Source organism: Candidatus Nitrosacidococcus tergens, from assembly GCF_902810445.1.
Taxonomy (GTDB): domain Bacteria; phylum Pseudomonadota; class Gammaproteobacteria; order Nitrosococcales; family Nitrosococcaceae; genus Nitrosacidococcus; species Nitrosacidococcus tergens.
Map to the genome: position 1 here is coordinate 591,157 of NZ_LR778175.1, position 19,047 is coordinate 610,203.

Annotated in this window: 16 protein-coding genes; 9 read left to right on the top strand and 7 right to left on the bottom strand. The window is 37.3% G+C overall.

The genetic code is table 11. The annotated features are described in order from the left end of the window. Positions 1-5: 5 nt before the first annotated feature. The gene (locus tag NSCAC_RS02945) at positions 6-671 is read right to left on the bottom strand and encodes a DUF2959 domain-containing protein (RefSeq protein ID WP_232085979.1); all 666 of its coding nucleotides are present in this window, start codon (positions 669-671) and stop codon (positions 6-8) included. Positions 672-812: 141 nt separating this feature from the next. Then, positions 813-1,433, bottom strand: coding sequence for a glutathione S-transferase family protein (locus NSCAC_RS02950; protein WP_197744935.1), 621 nt, complete (start codon positions 1,431-1,433; stop codon positions 813-815). A gap of 246 nt (positions 1,434-1,679) precedes the next feature. On the opposite strand from NSCAC_RS02950, the gene NSCAC_RS02955 reads away from it, so the two are divergent. From NSCAC_RS02955 to NSCAC_RS02995, 9 genes are all read left to right on the top strand, one after another. Further along, the gene (locus NSCAC_RS02955) at positions 1,680-2,513 is read left to right on the top strand and encodes a pirin family protein (protein ID WP_197744936.1); all 834 of its coding nucleotides are present in this window, start codon (positions 1,680-1,682) and stop codon (positions 2,511-2,513) included. 514 nt (positions 2,514-3,027) lie between these two features. Further along, positions 3,028-3,822 (top strand): PEP-CTERM sorting domain-containing protein, encoded by a 795-nt coding sequence (locus NSCAC_RS02960; RefSeq protein WP_197745282.1) that lies wholly within the window; start codon positions 3,028-3,030, stop codon positions 3,820-3,822. A 303-nt stretch (positions 3,823-4,125) separates the two neighbouring features. Next, a complete protein-coding gene (locus NSCAC_RS02965) occupies positions 4,126-4,926 on the top strand; it encodes a PEP-CTERM sorting domain-containing protein (RefSeq protein WP_197744937.1) in 801 nt (266 codons plus the stop codon). 309 nt (positions 4,927-5,235) lie between these two features. After that, positions 5,236-6,006 (top strand): PEP-CTERM sorting domain-containing protein, encoded by a 771-nt coding sequence (locus tag NSCAC_RS02970; protein WP_197744938.1) that lies wholly within the window; start codon positions 5,236-5,238, stop codon positions 6,004-6,006. 95 nt (positions 6,007-6,101) lie between these two features. Next, positions 6,102-6,908 carry a sterol desaturase family protein gene (locus NSCAC_RS02975; RefSeq protein ID WP_197744939.1) on the top strand — a complete coding sequence of 269 codons (807 nt, stop codon included), beginning with the start codon at positions 6,102-6,104 and terminating at the stop codon, positions 6,906-6,908. A gap of 514 nt (positions 6,909-7,422) precedes the next feature. Next, positions 7,423-8,196: a PEP-CTERM sorting domain-containing protein gene (locus NSCAC_RS02980; protein WP_197745283.1), complete on the top strand. Its 774-nt coding sequence runs from the start codon at positions 7,423-7,425 to the stop codon at positions 8,194-8,196. A gap of 149 nt (positions 8,197-8,345) precedes the next feature. Beyond that, positions 8,346-8,720 carry an HPF/RaiA family ribosome-associated protein gene (locus NSCAC_RS02985; protein WP_197744940.1) on the top strand — a complete coding sequence of 125 codons (375 nt, stop codon included), beginning with the start codon at positions 8,346-8,348 and terminating at the stop codon, positions 8,718-8,720. A gap of 61 nt (positions 8,721-8,781) precedes the next feature. Beyond that, positions 8,782-9,762, top strand: a complete 981-nt coding sequence (gene corA, locus NSCAC_RS02990; RefSeq protein WP_456298413.1) for a magnesium/cobalt transporter CorA — start codon at positions 8,782-8,784, stop codon at positions 9,760-9,762. A gap of 20 nt (positions 9,763-9,782) precedes the next feature. Then, positions 9,783-10,421 carry a DUF599 domain-containing protein gene (locus NSCAC_RS02995; protein ID WP_232085980.1) on the top strand — a complete coding sequence of 213 codons (639 nt, stop codon included), beginning with the start codon at positions 9,783-9,785 and terminating at the stop codon, positions 10,419-10,421. On the opposite strand, the gene NSCAC_RS03000 is transcribed toward NSCAC_RS02995, so the two are convergent. The 5 genes from NSCAC_RS03000 to NSCAC_RS03020 all read right to left on the bottom strand — a co-directional run bounded on the left by NSCAC_RS03000 (position 10,316) and on the right by NSCAC_RS03020 (position 18,888). Next, positions 10,316-13,648 (bottom strand): efflux RND transporter permease subunit, encoded by a 3,333-nt coding sequence (locus NSCAC_RS03000; RefSeq protein WP_197744942.1) that lies wholly within the window; start codon positions 13,646-13,648, stop codon positions 10,316-10,318. The two genes, NSCAC_RS02995 and NSCAC_RS03000, sit on opposite strands and share 106 nt — an antisense overlap. Before the next feature lie 8 nt (positions 13,649-13,656). Next, positions 13,657-14,850 carry an efflux RND transporter periplasmic adaptor subunit gene (locus tag NSCAC_RS03005; protein ID WP_197744943.1) on the bottom strand — a complete coding sequence of 398 codons (1,194 nt, stop codon included), beginning with the start codon at positions 14,848-14,850 and terminating at the stop codon, positions 13,657-13,659. A 10-nt stretch (positions 14,851-14,860) separates the two neighbouring features. Next, positions 14,861-16,300 carry a TolC family protein gene (locus NSCAC_RS03010; RefSeq protein ID WP_197744944.1) on the bottom strand — a complete coding sequence of 480 codons (1,440 nt, stop codon included), beginning with the start codon at positions 16,298-16,300 and terminating at the stop codon, positions 14,861-14,863. A gap of 108 nt (positions 16,301-16,408) precedes the next feature. After that, positions 16,409-16,918: a hypothetical protein gene (locus NSCAC_RS03015; protein ID WP_197744945.1), complete on the bottom strand. Its 510-nt coding sequence runs from the start codon at positions 16,916-16,918 to the stop codon at positions 16,409-16,411. A gap of 38 nt (positions 16,919-16,956) precedes the next feature. Then, entirely contained in the window at positions 16,957-18,888 is a 1,932-nt protein-coding gene (locus NSCAC_RS03020; protein ID WP_197744946.1) for a cytochrome c/FTR1 family iron permease, read from the bottom strand. Positions 18,889-19,047 lie beyond the last annotated feature (159 nt).

Sequence of the window (19,047 nt, forward strand, 5' to 3'; positions counted from 1 at the left end):
ATATTTTATTTACTCTCTTTCTTATTTTGAGCTTCATAGGTTTGAATAAAGCTATTGGCCTCATCAATCGCTGCTTCCATTTCGCTAACTAATTTAGTTACATCGGTTTTGATTCCATCTAAACTGCCTTGTAAAGAAGCGATCGCTTTTGCATTTAAATTATGCTTTAAAAAAAGTACTTGATCATGAAAGGTAGTAAGCACTGGATCCATTTTTGCTGCTGCCCGTTTCATAGATTGCAGCAACTTTTCATAATGAGCTCGAGTTTCAATGAGCTCTTGTCTACTTTGTGCTTTTAGCGAGGCGTTACTATATTGCTCTAATTCCCCTTCCCATTCTGCAAATAGAGCATCGGCAACGTTTTCAACAGATTTAATTCGATTATTGACTTTTTTAGCCTTTGCTTCGCTATCTTCATATTCTCCATTCATTTTTTTATACATCACCTCTAAATCCCCTCCATCAAAATTGACGACAGAAGAAAATTGCTCGAGGGCTGATTGAAACTGATCCTTGGCATCTACTTGGGCATCTCTTACTTTTTCAACTCGACTAGTGAGAATATCCCGTTTTTGAACACCAAATTTCTCCATAGTGTTGTAATAAACAGTCTCACAACCCATGAGAAATAGGGTAATAGCAATAATATTAAAATAGCGGACTTGATTCATGGTGGATACAAAAATTATCAATTAGAGTAGAAATTTACTTATTGCTTAGAATTTTAATAATAGGGTAATAATAACAGAATGGATAGAAAGGAAAAAATTTTCATATAAGGGCTATTTAATTTAAAAATAGCCCTGAGCTTATTAAATTAACCCTTCAATTTTAAGCACTTGTTGTACCTGACTATCTTGTACTAAAGCATCATGAAAGCGTTGTAAGTTAGGGTAGGGTTTAATCCCATCTTTTAGTGCTTTATTGCCCCATTGGAGCATAGGAAGGGCATAAGCATCTACTGCAGTGCGTTTATTCCCTACAATATGATCTTTACCATCAAGATGATTTTCAAGTAACTCATAACGCTTGGCAATGAGCTTTCTTGCAGCGGATCGCACAATTTCTAAATCCTCTTCATCGTTAGAAGTGGTATAGCGTTGAGGGAAGTAAAAAGGATAAAAAGCAGGATGCAAATCCCCAGTCATAAATAATAACCAACGATCAAAGTCAGCATTTCCACGTAAAGAACTGTCAGAACCTAAATTTGATTTAGGAAAGCGGCTAATTAAATACTTAAGAATTGCGCCTGATTGAGTTAAGGTCCATCCTTCTCCTGTATCTAATACAGGCACAGCACCTGCAGGATTCAATTTAATAAGTTGTGGACTACCAATTGTTATCGCTTCTGCTCCATAGGGTTCTCCAATCCACTCAAGTACAATATGAGCAGCTAAAGAGCAGGCACCGGGTGAATAATAAAGCTTAATCATTATTAATTAATCTCCTTACCTAAATCAAGTTTAGACATTTAGGCTAACTATCCATAACACAGTAACAAAAATGCTATGTTGGATATTCAGCCAGAATTAAAAGCTATTTATAAATAGCTCTATAAAAAGTATAGAGTGAAATACAAAACTTAGCTAATGAGGTCTTTAATTTCTTGAATTTATATCTTTTAAACACCATGTATTAAGTATTATATATTTCAGGTTTTTAGCTAAAGGAATAAATCCATGAAGCAGCGACAGGTAATGCAAACTGTACAAGGGCAATCGACTTACGATGGTGCTGGAGTACATATCAATCGAGTAATGGGTACATCCCAATTACTTCAATTAGATCCGTTTTTATTATTGGATGAATTTAAATCTGACAATCCTAATGATTATATTGCAGGGTTTCCCGATCATCCTCATAGAGGATTTGAAACTGTCACTTATATGCTTGCAGGACGAATGCGTCACGGAGATAATCAGGGGAATCAAGGGCTACTTACTGCCGGGAGTGTGCAGTGGATGACAGCAGGTCGTGGTATTGTACACTCAGAAATGCCAGAACAAGAAGATGGCTTACTTTGGGGTTTTCAGCTTTGGGTCAATTTACCAGCTCAAGATAAGATGACAATTCCCCGATACCAAGATATTCAATCAGATCGTATTCCTGTTTTTAAAGAAAATAAGGCAAAAATTAAAGTCATTGCAGGGGAAATAAGTGGACATACAGGACCTGTGGATGCACCTACTACCCAGCCTATTTATTTAGATATAGAGCTCTCACCTCATACAAGCCATACTATAGCTTTATCTAATCACTACAATGCATTTATTTATGTCTATGTAGGTATTGCTCAAGTAGGTACACCTGCTAAAGTGATAAATCAAGGTACTCTTGCTGTGCTTGATTCAGGCAATACAATCACTGTAACTACAACAGATGAATCTGCTCGGTTATTACTCATTGCAGGTCAACCACTTAAAGAACCTATTGTGCGCTATGGACCATTCGTGATGAATAGTAAAGAGGAAATTCAGCAGGCACTTGCAGATTATCAATCAGGTACTTTATAAAAAATTTGATAATCAATATTAAAACATGACATGTTTAGTCATATTTGGTCATAAAATGACCATTTAGGTCAGTAAAAATAGCGAGTATTTTTAGAAAAATTTTATAACTAATTGAATTATCTAATTTAGATAAAATTGGCACGGTAGTTGCTTTATATATTAGCGAGTACTAAAGTACTTGGTAAGATGGTTTTCAAAGGTAGCATAAATTGCCTTTGTTTTGGCTCCTAGTGGTGGTGCACTAGGAGCCTTTTTTTATCTTTCTTTTCTTTCGAATCCTATTCTTTATCAAAAAATAAATATCCCTCGCTTCCTATATTTAGCTAACTTTTAAATAAATTTCTTTGCGTTAAATTTTTTCTAAAACTTTTATTTTTATTCCTTATTCCCTTGTATTTCTATATTTTATAGTCTAGCCTTCCTAACTATCATAAAGTAATAAGAGTGGCATCTTATCCAATACTTTAGTAGCTACGTAACTTGTTATGTATCTACTCTAAGGAGATTTGGATTAATGAAATTATCAAAAATATCTGCTGCACTTACCTTGAGTACAGCACTTGCAATGAGCACTCATGCTGCTCCTATCAATTTAGTGCAAAATGGGGATTTCTCTCAAACGGATTTAAACGAAAATCCTGTAGCTGCTCCTACGCAGTTTGGCACTGGAAGCGGTAATGGCTATAGAGCATCTAACTTTATTACAGATTGGGCGGGAAACAATGGCTATGAGATCTGGTATCCAGATGCAACATCAGCGACTACTGTAAACGCCACTGGAGAATGGACGAGTACTGGGAAAGAAAAATTATGGGCAGTTACTCCACCACCCAATGGTACAAATACGTTTGTTGCTTTAGATGGTGGGACTCCATCTAGTATTAGTCAGCAAATAGATGACCTAGTAGTAGGTCAGACTTATACTCTTACTTTTGATTGGGGTGCAGCTCAAATGCAAAGCCGTACTGGCAATACCACTGAGCAACTTGCAGTTGCCCTAAGTAATAATCCACTTATGCCTGGTATATCTCAACCCCAGGTTCAGTATACTGCTAAGATCCCTAATCTTAGCGAAGGGTTTACTGGTTGGCAGTTTGCGACCATGCAATTTACAGCAAATGCAACAACCCAAACATTAAGTTTTCTTTCTATAGGTACGCCAGTCGGACTTCCTCCTATGGCAGTATTAACAAATGTATCTCTGACGCCTGTTTCTCATGTGCCAGAGCCTTCTGTGATGATGCTATTTGGTGCTGGGTTATTTGGACTAGCCCTCTTTACTCACCGCCGTACTATTGATTTATTATAACTATTTGCCTAATTAACGAATACTAAGAAGATAGTCTTAATTGCTTTTGCTTTAGCTCCTAGTACATCACCACTAGGAGCCAAGGCAAAAAATAAATATCCTCTATTTTCTATCTTTAACAATTAATTTTTAAATAAATTTTTTTAGGTTTACTCTAAAATTTTTATTCTTTATTCTCTTGTATTTCTGTATTTTATGATCTAGTTTTCGCTGGGGATCGTAGAATAATAAGAATTACATCTTATCCAATGCTTTAGTAGCTACGTAACTTGTTATGTATCTACTTTGGGGAGATTTGGATTAATGAAATTATCAAAAATATCTGCTGCGCTTACCTTGAGTACAGCACTTGCAATGAGTGCTCATGCTGCTCCTCTCGTACAAAATGGGGACTTCTCCAATGGTCAAGAGCTTGCTAATTGGACTGTAACTGGTGGTAATACGTTTTGGTATTCAGGTGCAACATCAGCGACTAGTAGTTCTACTACAGGAGCACTGCAACAAGGAGTCACTTCACCACCTAGCAGCTCTGGAACATTTGTAGGCTTAGAAGGAGGTAGTTCAAAGAATAGTGAAGGTGCTAGCATTGAGCAAACAATAAACGGTTTAACGCCAGGTCAAACTTATGTGGTTAGTTTCGATTTTGGAGTAGCTCAACTGCAAAGCGATACCGGAGAAACGACTGGTTACCTTAATGTAAGCCTAGGCACGGATGTTCAAAATACTAAAGGGGCAATGACAATGACGGGAAGTATGAGCGGTATGAGTGGTATGAGTGGTATGAGTGGTATGGGCAGCATGGATATTCCGATGGGTAACTATCCTATGAGTATGAATATGACTCCCTCATATGATGCGAATGATCTAACGCAGGCTAGATTTAGTGACTGGATGAGTCAATCTCTTACTTTCAATGCAACAGCCAGCTCGGAGAATTTAACCTTCACTGCTGTGGGTGGAGAAGGAGCTGTGCAGTCACCGCCAATGGTTTTATTAGCTAATGTGAATATATCGGTTCCAGAACCTTCTATGATGATGCTATTTGGTGCTGGGTTATTTGGACTAGCCCTCTTTACTCACCGCCGTACTATTGATTTATTATAATTATTTGCCTTATATAATTAACGAATACTAAGAAGATAGTCTTAATTGCTTTTGCTTTAGCTCCTAGTACATCACCACTAGGAGCCAAGGCAAAAACAAATATCCTCTATTTTCTATCTTTAACAATTAATTTTTAAATAAATTTTTTTAAGCTTACTCTAAAATTTTTATTCTTTGATTCTCTTGTATTTCTGTATTTTATGATCTAGTTTTCGCTGGGGATCGTAAGAATAATAAGAATTACATCTTATCCAATACTTTAGTAGCTACGTAATTAGTTATGTAACTACTTTAAGGAGACTTGGATTAATGAAATTATCAAAAATATCTGCTGCACTCACCTTGAGTACAGTACTTGCAATGAACGTTCATGCAAATTTAATTACAAATGGGGACTTTTCTACTGTTACTGGCGGTATCACTGACCCTACTCAGTTTGGTACTGCAAGCGGTAATGGCTATACAGCATCTAACTTTATTACAGATTGGACGGGAAACGATGGTTATGAGATCTGGTATCCAAGTACATCAGCAGCTACTGGTACGGAAGCTCATAGTCAATGGGGACAGGGTAGTAGTGCAAATACTGGTAAAGAAATGTTATGGGCAGTTACTACACCACCTAGTGGATCTGGCTCATTCGTAGGCTTAGATGGTGAGCAGACATCTGGTGTCCAATCTAGTATTAGCCAAACTATCGGTGATTTAACAATTGGTCAACAGTATACCCTAACTTTTGATTGGGGTGCAGCGCAAATGCAAAGCCGTACTGGAGATACTACAGAACATCTCGCAGTTACTTTTGGTAGTGATACACAAGATACTAATACTATAGATAATCCTTCTGGACATTTTACTGGCTGGCAGTCTGGGACTATGACTTTTACTGCAACTGCAGCAAGCCAAACCTTAACGTTTCTTTCTGTAGGTACCCCAACTGGGCTTCCTCCTATGGCATTATTAACGAATGTATCTATGGTACCTAATACTGTACCAGAGCCTTCTGTGATGATGCTCTTTGGTGCTGGGTTACTTGGGCTAACCTTCTTTACTCGCCGTCGTGCCATTGATTTATTATAACTATTTGCCTTATTAAAAAAAGGCGTTGTATGATGGAGGCTACTAGGAATATCTATTCCTAGTAGCCTTTTTAATATAAAAAATTTACATACTTCATGAATGCGTTAATTGCTACCATCTTACATCTATCTGTTTGGCTATTTCTGCTCTGTGCTATTTTTGTTCCCTTAGAGCGAGCATTTAAAATTGAGAAGCAGGATTTTTTTCGCGCTCAATTTTGGGTTGATCTCGGCTATTATATGCTCAATGGGGTAGTTTCTGGCATAGTGCTGACACCACCTTTAGCGATTATGGGCGGCTTTATTTACCAGCTGATTCCAACCCACATACATGAGATACTCAATGGATTACCCGGAGGAACTCGCCTTGCTTTATCACTCATGGTAGGAGAATTAGGTTTTTACTGGGCCCATCGTCTTACCCATGCTGTGCCTTTACTCTGGCGGTTTCATGCTATTCATCATAGTGCTAAAGAAGTGGATTTTTTAACCAATACCCGTGCTCATCCTGTAGATATTCTTTTCACGCGCATATGTACTTTTCTCCCCGTACTTTCCCTAGGGTTGACTGGAGATTCCTCTACGGTGACTGCATTGTTTTTAGTCATTGGTGTGACTTGGGGATTTTTTATTCACGCTAATATCCGCTGGCGTTTTGGGCTATTAGAAAATTTTATTGCCTCTCCTTTTTTTCACCATTGGCACCATACCAATATGGGGCAACGGGATCGAAATTATGCTTCCATGTTGCCTATCTTAGATCATATTTTTGGTACTTATATTTCTCCTAAACACTGGCCGACTCAATATGGCATTGATGCTCCCATGCCTGCTTCATTTTTTGGGCAACTCATTAAACCTTTTCTTAACCTTTATTCCGCTACTACCCGTCGTACTTCTTAATACTATATCTTGTACTAAGATAGATTATCCCTCTGGGCTTAAGCCCTTATAGTGCTAAGAGCCTTGACAATTTTCTATTTTTTCTTTGAGAAAATTAAGTTTTTCTATCTGCTGTGGGTTTTATCCTTAATTTTCAATTAAGTATATTATCTAGGCATTTTATATAGGTAGTATTTATTCTCTAAATGGCTCAAAATTAACACTGACGGAAATAAGCAATCATTTTTACCCAATAAAATATCTTTCTTAAAAGAAAATAATAACTTCATCATTATGATGAATAATTGGATCTTATCTTAGATAAGCTCAATATTGATTTTTTGTTACCATGAGCGTCACTGACAAAATAGATATTCAAATATGCACTCATAGGTCAACATTATTAGTTAGTTATCAATCATAGTTAATAATTAACTATATAATTATATTGTAATATAGAATAAATGGCACAGGTGTTGCTATATATCTTAAGTAATTTTTTAATTAACTTAAGTAATATAGAGGTTCAATATCTATGAAATTATCAAAAATATCTACTGCACTCACCTTGAGTACAGCACTTGCAATGAGTGCTCATGCTGCTCCTATTAATTTAGTACAAAATGGGGACTTTTCTGATGTTGGCGGTATCACTGACCCTACTCAGTTTGGTTCTAGAAATAATAATGGCTATGTAGCATCTGACTTTATTGCAAATTGGACGGGAAACGAGGGTTATGAGATCTGGTATCCAGATGCAGCATCAGCAACTAGTGTAAATGCCACTTCAGAATGGGGAGAGACTAGTACTAAAAATACTAATAAAGAAATGTTATGGGCAATTGCTCCAGCACCCAATGGTACCAATACGTTTGTTGGTTTAGATGGAGATCAAACCTCTGGTGTCCAATCTAGTATTAGCCAAACTATCGGTGATTTAACAATTGGTCAACAGTATACCCTAACTTTTGATTGGGGTGCAGCACAAATGCAAAGCCGTGATGGAGATACTCAAGAATATCTTGCAGTTACTTTTGGTAGTGATACACAAGATACTAGTACTATAGATAATCCTTCTCATAGTTTTACTGGCTGGCAGTCTGAGACTATGACTTTTACTGCAACTGCAGCAAGTCAAACCTTAACGTTTCTTTCTGTAGGTACTCCGAGTGGGCTTCCTCCTATGGCATTATTAACCAATGTATCTATGGTAGCTAATGTTCCAGAACCCTCTGTAATGATGCTCTTTGGTACAGGATTAATTGGATTAGCTTTCATAAGCCGTCGCCGCACAGTCACACTAGAATAGAAATCGTTATTACTTCATAAATTAATCCTCACATTTGCAAGGGCGTAGTTATACGCCCTTTTTTATGGTGAAATTTCAGTTATGATATTCTCACCATTAGGAAGGTTAGATAATATATAAAGATATAAATTAAAATTGGAGCGTAATGAATGAAATTACCATTAGAGGTAACTTTTCGTGATACTGAATATTCACCTGCAGTAGAAGAAAATATTAAAGAACAAGCAGATAAACTACATCAATTCTACGAGGAGATTATTCGCTGCCATGTGATTGTAGAAAAAGGGGACAAACACCATAATCAGGGTAATATCTATCATGTACGGATAGATCTTACTATCCCAGGAAAAGAGCTAGTCGTCAGCCGTGAGCCAGAAAAAAACCATGCCCATGAAGATGTTTACATTGCTATTCGAGATTCTTTCCGCGCTATGCGTCGTCAGCTAGAAGAATATATACGTCGCCAGCGGGATCAAGGAAAGCACGATAAAGCTTCATTTGAAAATGAAAGCGATCTTTTATAATTAACTATGAAATAAATTAAATTTTCTATTTGGGGCGTTTGTAAATCTGCAATCTATTCAAATTACTCACTATACAAAATCTCAGCTTAAAATGCAGGAGTTTTCTGAGGTACCTGAGTGCCAAGAAAATATTCTTGAATCTAAGAATATTTGGATTCACATTCAAGATTTAGCAGACTATAAAACTTTGCTGTACTTTGCAGCATTATTTAATATTCATCCCCTAGCCATAGAGGATATTTTTAAAAAAGAACAGCGTCCCAAAATAGAGCCCTATGAAGAGCAATTATTTATCGTTCTAGGATTACCTATTACTGAAGACAATACTTTAAAAATTAGAAGAGTAGGCTTATTTCTAGGAAAGAACTATCTAATTAGTTTTTGTGATGGGATAAATAATCCCTTTGCAATCCTTCAAAAGAAATTACACCGAAAAAACAATAAGATTCAAGATCGCAGTATCGATTACCTGTTTTATACCTTGGTAGATTCTGTGATCGATCAAGGATTTCCCTTACTAGAACACAAGGGAGAAGAAGTTGAAAATTTAGAAGAGATTTTATTATTTCAGCCCACTAGATCTGAGCTTACTCAAATACACCAACTAAAGCGAGAACTATTACTTTTGCGGCGAATATTTTGGCCTCAAAGAGAAGTGATTAACGCATTGCTACATATGGAAAGTGATTTAATTAGTCCAGATACCCAAATATATCTTCGAGATTGTTACGATCATAGTATTCAATTAATGGAACTATTAGAAACTTATCGAGATATGGCAGGGAATATGCTTGATCTTTATCTCTCTAGCATTAGTAATCACACTAATGAAGTGATGCGAATATTGACCATTATTTCTACTATTTTTATTCCTTTAACATTTATTGTGGGTGTTTATGGAATGAATTTTGAACCAAGCAATAATAACCCTTGGGCGATGCCAGAATTAAGATGGTATTACGGATATCCTATAGTGTGGCTAGTGATGGCCTCTATTGTAATTGGGTTGCTAGCTTTTTTTAAAAAGCGTAAGTGGTTCTAATTTACTTTAAATAAAAAACCATGATGTCTTACTGGGATTATGGATTTACTTTACTCGCAATCGTTATATTAAGTAGCTACCATATTTGGTTACTATGGAAAACTCACCATCAACCCCTATCTACTGCTATCGGGCTATCTCGCAGAATTCGCAAAATTTGGGTAAAGCAAATTATTGCTGAAAATCAAGCACTGCTTGCTATTCAAACCCTTAGAAACTGGACGATGGCAGCAACTTTGCTGTCTTCTACTGCAATTTTAATTGCCCTAGGCATTTTAAATGTAGCCTTTGTGACAGAAAGCGAACCTGAGTTGGCAAAATTAATAGACTATCTTGGCTATCCTAGTGAAAACTTCTGGCTATTGAAATTAATCACTTTAAGCAGCGATTTTTTCTTTGCTTTTTTTAATTTTATCCTAGCTATCCGCTACTATAATCATGTTGGATTTATTATTACTGTCTCTGGGCATGAAGAGGCAAACATTGGCGTAGAATCTGTCACAAAGATCCTTCAAAGAGGAGCAAATCATTATACGCTAGGAATGCGAGGGTATTACTTTTCTATCCCCTTATCACTTTGGTTATTTGGTTCAATTTGGCTACTAGTAGGATCATTATTGCTGATTGTAATACTATTGCGACTTGATCGGTTCGTATAAGCCCAAGTATAGAAAGTAGGTAAAAGCAATAAAGTAAGTATGGTAGAGGAAACAATCCCTCCAATAACTACTGTAGCTAAAGGACGTTGCACTTCAGCACCTACACTTACCGCTAATGCCATAGGGATAAAACCTAAAGAGGCAACAAGCGCAGTCATTAATACTGGACGTAAGCGAGTTAACGCTCCTTGGTAAACAGCTTTTTCTAGAGATAATCCATCCTCTTTATAGAGTTTATTAATAAAAGCAACCATTACTAGCCCATTCAATACAGCTACCCCAGAAAGAGCGATAAAACCTACTCCAGCAGAAATAGATAAGTTAATACCTCGAATCCAAAGAGCGAGAATTCCTCCAGTTAAAGCGAAGGGAATCCCCGTAAAAACTAATAACCCATCTTTAAAGTTACCAAAAGTACTATATAGCAGGAAAAAAACAAGTAAGAGTGCAATAGGAATAACAATAGTAAGGCGTTGTGCTGCTTTAATCATTAATTTAAATTCTCCTCCCCAACTTACCCAATAACCGGCAGGTATTTTTACTTCTTCTTGGATTTTTTTCTGAGCATCTGCTACTACAGAGCCCATATCTCGGCCACGCACATTAAAAGTTGTTACTATTCGCCGTTTTCCATTCTCTCGAGTAATTTGATTCGGGCCTGCATGAATATCTATTTTAGCCACCGCACTTAAAGGAATATAATTAACCATACTGATACCATGGGAATTAAGAGAAGAGTAACTGCCTCCATGTTGAGCATTGGCAGGATCAATCGTACTAATATTATGAGTAGAAAGCCTACTAGAATCTTGAATGCTGTTTGAAGTAGTCAAATTTGGTATTGGTAAAGGAATAGGGAGTCGGCTTAAATGAGAAATATCTTCTCGATACTGCTCCGGCAACCGCACTACTAAATCAAAACGGCGATCTCCTTGGTAGATCTGCCCAGCGACCATTCCACCAGTAGCCGCTTGAATAATTCCTTGAATATTAGCAATGTTAAGCCCATAGCGGGCTAAATTTTGTTGTTTTATTTTAATATTTAAAACTGGTAGTCCAGTCACTTGCTCTACTCGTACATCGGTAGCTCCAGGAATAATGTTAAGAACATTGGCAATTTGATTTGCGCTGTTTAACAATATTTGACGATCATCTCCAAATACTTTAACTGAGACATCCGCTTTAACACCAGAGAGCATTTCATTAAAACGATCCTTAATTGGCTGGCTGATTTCGTGCAGCGTAGCACCAGGTAGATTTTCTAGTTCTTGCTCTATTGCTTCTACTAGATCTTGTTTTAATCGTTTAGGATCAGGCCATTCTTCTCTAGGTTTGAGTATAACGTAAGTATCGCTACGCTCAGGTCCCATAACTTCGGTAGCTACCTCTGCAGTGCCAATACGGGAAGCAATAGTTTTTATTTCAGGGAATATTCGAAGTGCTTTTTCCAGATCTTTTTCCATTGCAATAGATTGGCTTAAACTGGTACCAGGCATTCGAAAATTAGCAATTAATATATCTCCTTCATCCAAATTAGGCACAAACTCACTGCCGATACGGGTTACTAATAAACCACTTAGGGTCACTGCAACCAGCGCAATAGTTACCATAAGTCCTCTATTTTTAAGAGAAAAATTTAAAATAGGGATATAAGCTTTTTGCGCTAGTTCCATAAAAAGATTTTCTTTTTCTGAAACCCATTGTCCAATAAATAAAGCGAGAGCTGCAGGTACAAAAGTGACTGAAAGAATCATAGCACCTAAAAGAGCAATAATAACTGTCTGAGCCATGGGGTGAAACATTTTACCTTCTACCCCAGATAGGGCAAAAATAGGAATATATACCACCATAATAATCATCTGCCCAAATAAAAGGGCACGCCGAGATTCCTGAGAAGAAATATAGACAGCTTTTAACCGTTCATCTAAAGTTAAAGGGCGTTTTAACCGAGCTTGCTCTTCAGTAAGATGACGAATACTGTTTTCAACAATGACCACTGCGCCGTCTACAATTACTCCAAAATCAATCGCTCCTAAGCTTAATAAATTAGCACTTATGCCACCGCTAACCATGCCAGAAATAGTAAATAGTAAGGAAAGTGGGATTACAATAGCTGCAATGAGGGCTGCTCTAATATTACCAAGCAGTAATGTGAGTACGATAATCACTAATGTAGCACCTTCAATAAGATTATGCTCTACAGTGGCAATCGCATTATCAACTAAGGTTGTTCGATTATAAAAGGGCTGGGCTGTTACTCCCTTAGGTAGGGTATCATTTATTTCCATGAGCCTCTTATTGGTGGCATGAGCAACGGTATGACCATTTTTGCCCAATAACATAATCGCAATCCCTATGGTAGCTTCCTCACCTTCCCTAGTAGCCGCACCAGTCCGAAGCTCTTTTCCCAATAGGACTTCGGCTACGTCTTGCACTAAGATTGGAATGCCTTGAGAGAATCCTACTTGGATATGGCGGATCTCATCTAAAGTATGAACCCGCCCTGGTACTCGAATGAGATATTGTTCTCCCTTGTGCTCAATGTAACCTGCACCCACATTATTATTGTTGTAAGAAAGTGCGGCAATTATTTCTTGAAAGCTTAATCCGTATGCTATTAATTTCTGAGGATCTGGCGTTACATGATATTCTTTCTTATATCCTCCCATACTATTTACCTCTACCAATCCTGGAGTGGTAAGTAATTGAGGGCGGATAACCCAATCTTGTAAAGTACGTAAATCAGTTAAAGTATAAGGAGTGCCATCAGGTTTGCGTGCATAAGGCATTGCTTCTAATGACCACAAAAATACTTCTCCTAGTCCGGTCGCAATAGGACCAATTTGAGGAGTAATACCGTAGGGTAAATTAGCGGTAGCTGCTTGAATACGTTCAATGATCTGTTGGCGAGCAAAATAAATATCTGTACCATCTTCAAAAATTACAACCACTTGAGAAAGACCATATTTCGAGATGGATCGTGTCTCTTGAAGCCGAGGGGTTCCCAGCATAGCTAGTTCTACTGGAAAAGTAACTAACTCTTCGGTTTCTGAAGGAGAATACCCTGGTGCTGGGGTGTTAATAATAACTTGAACATTACTAATGTCTGGCACAGCACTGATTGATAAATTTTGGAAGCTATAGACACCAGTAAAGATAAGCCCTAGAACAAATAAAATCACTAACCAACGCCGCTGGAGCGAGAAATTTAAAAGCTTATCAAACATACCTTTACTTATTCTGCATCCTCATCGTTATTAAGTAACCCATTGAGCTCAGCTTTTAAGAAAAAGCTATTATGTGCTACATAAAATTCACCTGCCGCAAGACCTTCTCGTACTTCAACCCATTGATCGTCTCTTTCTCCTAAAGTAACGGATCGAGCTTCAAATTTATCCCCATGCTGGACAAAAATGATTGGGCTATCTTCATAAGTTTGTATTGCTTCATGATCTACAGCGATAGGGATTTTATTTTGCTTACGGGAAATTCTTGCGTTAATAAATAATCCGGGGCGCCAATAACCTTGCACATTAGGAATCTCTACATAAGCAATTGCTGAGCGAGTTCTTTGTCCTACTAAAGGACCAATGTAAAAAAGTGTCCCTATCGTGGTCAGCCCTGTGTCCGTAGCTTCAATAACTACTTCCTGACCTACCTGAACAGCATTTAGATCTTTGGTGTAAATAGTGATTTCACCCCAGACTGTAGAAAGATCGGCGATGGAAAATACCGCTACCGAAGGAGCAGCTGCTTCCCCCAATACTAAGTTTTGTTGAACTATTTCTCCATCAAAAGGTGCATGTAGTTCATAACGATTAAAAGGTATATGAGAATCTTCAGAAAGATGAGATTCAGGCATTCCTAGTGCAAGCAGCTTTTGTTTTGCCGCTTTAACTAAAACTTCAGCTTTACTCCGATCAATCTTAGCTGCTAAATAATCTTGTTGTGCAGAGACTTTTTCTTTCCATAAGATTTCTTCTCGATCGGCTATTACCTTTGTAAAGTCTAATTGTCGAAGTGCTACTAGATATTGGCTTCTAAGTTCTGCCAATGTTTGGCTTTCTAAAACAGCTAGGGTTTCTCCCTTTATTACTTTATCCCCTATAAATTTATGCACCTCAGTCGCTACCCCGTCTACTAATGGCACTACATCGGATATTCTTTTCGGATTAAATTCTATTTCTCCAGGAAAAATAAGAGTGGATTGTAAGACTTCTGGACCAGCAACCTTTATTTGAATATCAACTTTTTCTCGCTCTTTATCATTAAGAGAGATATAAATTTTACTTTCATTTTGAATATCCTCTGTCTTTTCTTCATTTTGAGAAAATTCTATAGGAGATTCTGATCTTAATATAAGCACCCCGAGGATGATTCCTAGTCCAATAACACTTATGATGGCAATCAATTTGGTTTTATATTTCATAGTGCTATCCTTAAAGATGTATCGCAACCTCAAGTCGATCTCCAATAAGTCGTTCTACTTCAGCAATAGATTGGTGATATTCAGTGAGGGCTTGCAAGTATTTTGCTTTAGAATCAAAAAGAGTTTGTTGTGCATTTAATACACTAAGAAAATCAAACTTACCCAAACGAAAACCTCGAGTAGCAGCATCAAAAGCACTCTGTGCTCCCGGGACAGTTTGAGTATTTAAAATAATTGCCTCTGCTCGAGCACTGGCCAACTCCTGATAGGCTGTGCTCAAATCAGAAACAATTTGTACTCGAGCAGCATATTGGGCTTCTTTCGCCTTAGCTAAACGATGGTGGGCTGCTAAAATATCCCCCTGATTGCGGTTAAATACAGGTAAGGGTATTGAAATTCCTGCAGCAAGTCCATTAGCATTGGTAGAAGGATTCCCGTCTCCTGGGCCAGGGTAAAGTACATCTCCAATACTGACAGTAATATCCGGAATGGCTTCACTTTTTTCTAGATCTACTATTGCTTTTCTTTGAGCAAGCTCAGTAGTCCAGCGAGCAAGATCAGGGTTTTGGTGGATTAATTGAGTGAGTTGTTCTAAAGAAGGAATAGGGGAAATTTCTCTAAGCTGCCCTATAGCCCGTTCAAACTTAGGTTCAGTACTTCCCCAAAGTACTGCTAATCTTTTTTTAGCTGCATGAAATTCCTGGGCTGCTTGAATCAATTCTACTTGCACAGAAGATAAGGCAACCCGAGCTTTAGTTTCTTCTACTGGTGAGGTTTTCCCTCTTTCAACTCGTTTCGAAACTACATAGACGACTTGCTCGGCGAGTTTCATAAGCTGTTTTGCAAGATCTAATTTTTCTTGAGCGTTGAGCATGGCGGTAAAATTTTTAGACGTCTGAGTAAGTACATTCATTCGCTGTACTTCATAATCCCAAGTAGCTAAATCTCGAGTGAGGTTTGCAGCAATGACTCGCTTCATACGCTTACCTCCAAGGAGAATTACTTGGCTTAAGCTACTAATAATTTGCGGACCATCTCCAAATTGTCTTAGCCGATCATTGGCAAGATCTTCTGAATCGAAGTGCAGCTCTGGATTTGGCAATAAACCGGCTTGAATAATCTCCGCTTCTCTTGCTCTAATTTCTTTAGAAAAGACCGAGAGTACTGGGTTTTTCATTAATACTAAAGTCAGTACTTGAGATAAAGTAATATTTCCAGCAGGCTCGTGTACCTTAAAGGTTTCTGTTTCTTCTTCTGGTAAAGTTTCTTTAATATCTCTAGCTAAAGGAGTTTTAATCACCTTTTTTTCATTAATAATTTCTTGATCTCTAACTGAAGCCAGTCCAATTTTAGGAAATCTAGAGCTATAGTAAGCCCCACATCCAGTTAAAGTAGCTATAACAATGTAACCTATAAATAGGTTAGAGATTTTTTTAATAAGAATCCCCATATTTCTTTTCTTTTATTCAAAATCATACAAATGTCTAACCTTGAACTTAGCCATGCTAAGAAAGTACACCTTACAAACTAATCCTAGATAAAAAACGCTAATTCTGATCTAAATCTGTAATACCGTAGTGGCAAGGTGCATAGGAATTAAAGGAATCTCTAGGGATTTTTTTCTAAAAGAACTAGTAGATAAATACCTACTAGAGTAAGTAATAAATACTAGTGAAATAATTGAAGCAAAAAATATAGCAATTACTTTTATGGGTTTAGAGTCAGATATTTCATCTGCTTCTAAAGAGGGCAGTTTATCTAAAGGGATATAAAAAATATGGTCTGGATTTTCTTGCTTGTTTTCATCTGTAAGTAAATAAATTAATTTATCTAATAAATCTTGCTCTAAATTAATAGATGAAGAAGCTAGTTCATGCTGATCATAATGGCCCGGATGGTGTAGGAAAATTTCTAACTGATTATTTTGCTGAGTTACAAATAGTTGATGAGAATAACCAAGTGTGGCTATAAATAAAGGTAATACTTGAGCACTTACTAGCCAACCTACAAGATAAGCAGATAGGCATATTTTGCAAATTACTTGTTTTTTATTTTTACTAAGTAGCATGGCTAGTAATGATGGTGCGTGCTTAATAACTATCTTTATTATTGAGTGGCTTTATCGTTTTGTACTATTCGATTTTGATAGAAAAACCCTAAGAGAATAAGTGCTAAAACTATTGCCTGAAGGCTTAGTCCTTGCCAGTTTGGATAAACGCCTAAAAGAGGGATTGTTGGGAACGTAACAGAATCTAAGGGAATCCAGCCAGCCTCTTGCAAAGCACTGATACCTTTACCAGCTAGTATTACGGCAAGTAAGGCAAGAATAGTTGAAGTCCCGCTAAAAAATAGTTTTAGAGGTAGGCGAATGCTCGAGTAAAAAATAATGCTGCTTAAAATAATAAGTAACCCAGTACCAGTAATAAAGCCCCATAGCACAGCGTTTTTTCCTTCAATACCTACTTGAGTAAGAAGCGCTTCGTAGAATAATACCGTTTCAAATGCTTCTCGATATACTGCAAGAAAGGATAGAGAAGCCAGTGCCCAAAGGGTTTTTTGGTTTAAAGCTCCTTGCACTTGTTTAGAAATAAAACGCTGCCAACCATCTGCATAAGTTTTACTATGCAGCCAAAATCCCACATAAAGTAGAATAATCATAGCAATGAGTGCTGCGATCCCTTCAGTAACTTCCCGGCTTGCTCCACTAATTTTGATAAAATAGGTCGCTGCTAACCATGTAAGTCCACCAAAGATTAAGGCAGTGATCCACCCAGCATGAACATAAAGCAATCCATCTCGCCTTTGAGTGCGGATAAGCACAGAGAGTAGGGCACCAATCACCAATACTGCTTCTAATCCTTCTCGAACAATGATGGTTAAAGCACTTAAAACAACAGCAGTAGTAGAGAGTTCTGTCTCTTGTAGGCGTTGCTGGGTTTTCTCTAGTAGATGATATAAAGACTCATATTGCTGCTCTAACATGTCTAAAGATACTTTCTTATGAATCATCTGGCGATATGCCATCATTTCTTGTTCAACTTGGAGTCTAAGTTGGGAATCGATAGCATCTAAATTATTTTCTATCAACTCAAAGCCTTCTAAATAAGCCTCAATAGCTAGCTGTTGTGCTTTAGGATAGTTATTTTGTTGGTAAGCCTCAAGGCTTTGTTTTAAGCGTTGTTGGCTAAACTCTAATGGGGATTGGCCACGGTTAATTTGGTTAGGATCACTACGTAAATAGGCTAAAATACTTTGAGTCTGCTCACCATACTGAGTTTTCGTTTCCTTTGGGGTTTGGCTAGTTAAGATTTGTAGATTAGTAAAAACATCTTTACCTATTCCTTGTTGCCAAAGAGTTTTTCCTTCAGATCTTTCTTTTTCAGTAGCAGAAAACGTGCTGACAAAGAATGCGATAGCCCAGCGTTGGTCTTCACTTAAATTTTCTTGGAAGCTAGGCATAGCTGTCCCGGATACCCCTAGCGTTAGGGTATTAAATAGGCTATAAATACTACGCTGATCCTGGCGTGTCTTATCACTAAAATCTGTCGGTAATGGATCTAAGCTTTCAGCATTGGGGCCTTTCCCATTTCCACTTACTCCATGGCAATTGGCACAGTGCTCCTGATACAGGGTTTTTCCTATAGCAATATCAGGTATATTTTTAGGAGCAATCTCGAGATGGTAGGCTTGGATAAGATCATTATGGATTTTGTTAGCTATTGTGGTGATGACTTCCCCAGCTTCTTTATTGTTTATTTGAGTAACTAGTTTTTGTGCTTGTTGTAGGAGGGTGTCTTTTTCAGGATGATCAGGGAGGGTTTTTAAAGTTTTTACCACAGTTTGAGAAAATTCCTGTTGCTCCTGATATTCCTGCTCATCCAGCACTTGTCCATTTTGAACAAAAGTAGGGTAATCTACACTAATATAATCCAGCATATGCAGAGCATTTTGAGCAGGTTGATTTAACGCTCCATAGCTCATAATGCTATAGCAAAATAAACCTAACCAAATAGGATATGTGAAAAACCTAAACTGCATAGTGACTCCTCGTTTCTGAATAAAGATTAATCTATCCTTTTTTTAGGATTTTAATCTTAGATATTAAGTTAACTCAATTAGATTAATTAAATATGAATAATAATTACAATTATTCTTAATTTATAGTCAGGTAAAAATATAAAGTACCGTAAATAGATA

Bases quoted from the DNA above. Each gene is read 5' to 3' on its own strand.
- NSCAC_RS02945 (WP_232085979.1), bottom strand. From the start codon at position 671: ATGAATCAAGTCCGCTATTTTAATATTATTGCTATTACCCTATTTCTC.
- NSCAC_RS02950 (WP_197744935.1), bottom strand. From the start codon at position 1,433: ATGATTAAGCTTTATTATTCACCCGGTGCCTGCTCTTTAGCTGCTCAT.
- NSCAC_RS02955 (WP_197744936.1), top strand. From the start codon at position 1,680: ATGAAGCAGCGACAGGTAATGCAAACTGTACAAGGGCAATCGACTTAC.
- NSCAC_RS02960 (WP_197745282.1), top strand. From the start codon at position 3,028: ATGAAATTATCAAAAATATCTGCTGCACTTACCTTGAGTACAGCACTT.
- NSCAC_RS02965 (WP_197744937.1), top strand. From the start codon at position 4,126: ATGAAATTATCAAAAATATCTGCTGCGCTTACCTTGAGTACAGCACTT.
- NSCAC_RS02970 (WP_197744938.1), top strand. From the start codon at position 5,236: ATGAAATTATCAAAAATATCTGCTGCACTCACCTTGAGTACAGTACTT.
- NSCAC_RS02975 (WP_197744939.1), top strand. From the start codon at position 6,102: ATGAATGCGTTAATTGCTACCATCTTACATCTATCTGTTTGGCTATTT.
- NSCAC_RS02980 (WP_197745283.1), top strand. From the start codon at position 7,423: ATGAAATTATCAAAAATATCTACTGCACTCACCTTGAGTACAGCACTT.
- NSCAC_RS02985 (WP_197744940.1), top strand. From the start codon at position 8,346: ATGAAATTACCATTAGAGGTAACTTTTCGTGATACTGAATATTCACCT.
- NSCAC_RS02995 (WP_232085980.1), top strand. From the start codon at position 9,783: ATGATGTCTTACTGGGATTATGGATTTACTTTACTCGCAATCGTTATA.
- NSCAC_RS03000 (WP_197744942.1), bottom strand. From the start codon at position 13,648: ATGTTTGATAAGCTTTTAAATTTCTCGCTCCAGCGGCGTTGGTTAGTG.
- NSCAC_RS03005 (WP_197744943.1), bottom strand. From the start codon at position 14,850: ATGAAATATAAAACCAAATTGATTGCCATCATAAGTGTTATTGGACTA.
- NSCAC_RS03010 (WP_197744944.1), bottom strand. From the start codon at position 16,300: ATGGGGATTCTTATTAAAAAAATCTCTAACCTATTTATAGGTTACATT.
- NSCAC_RS03015 (WP_197744945.1), bottom strand. From the start codon at position 16,918: ATGCTACTTAGTAAAAATAAAAAACAAGTAATTTGCAAAATATGCCTA.
- NSCAC_RS03020 (WP_197744946.1), bottom strand. From the start codon at position 18,888: ATGCAGTTTAGGTTTTTCACATATCCTATTTGGTTAGGTTTATTTTGC.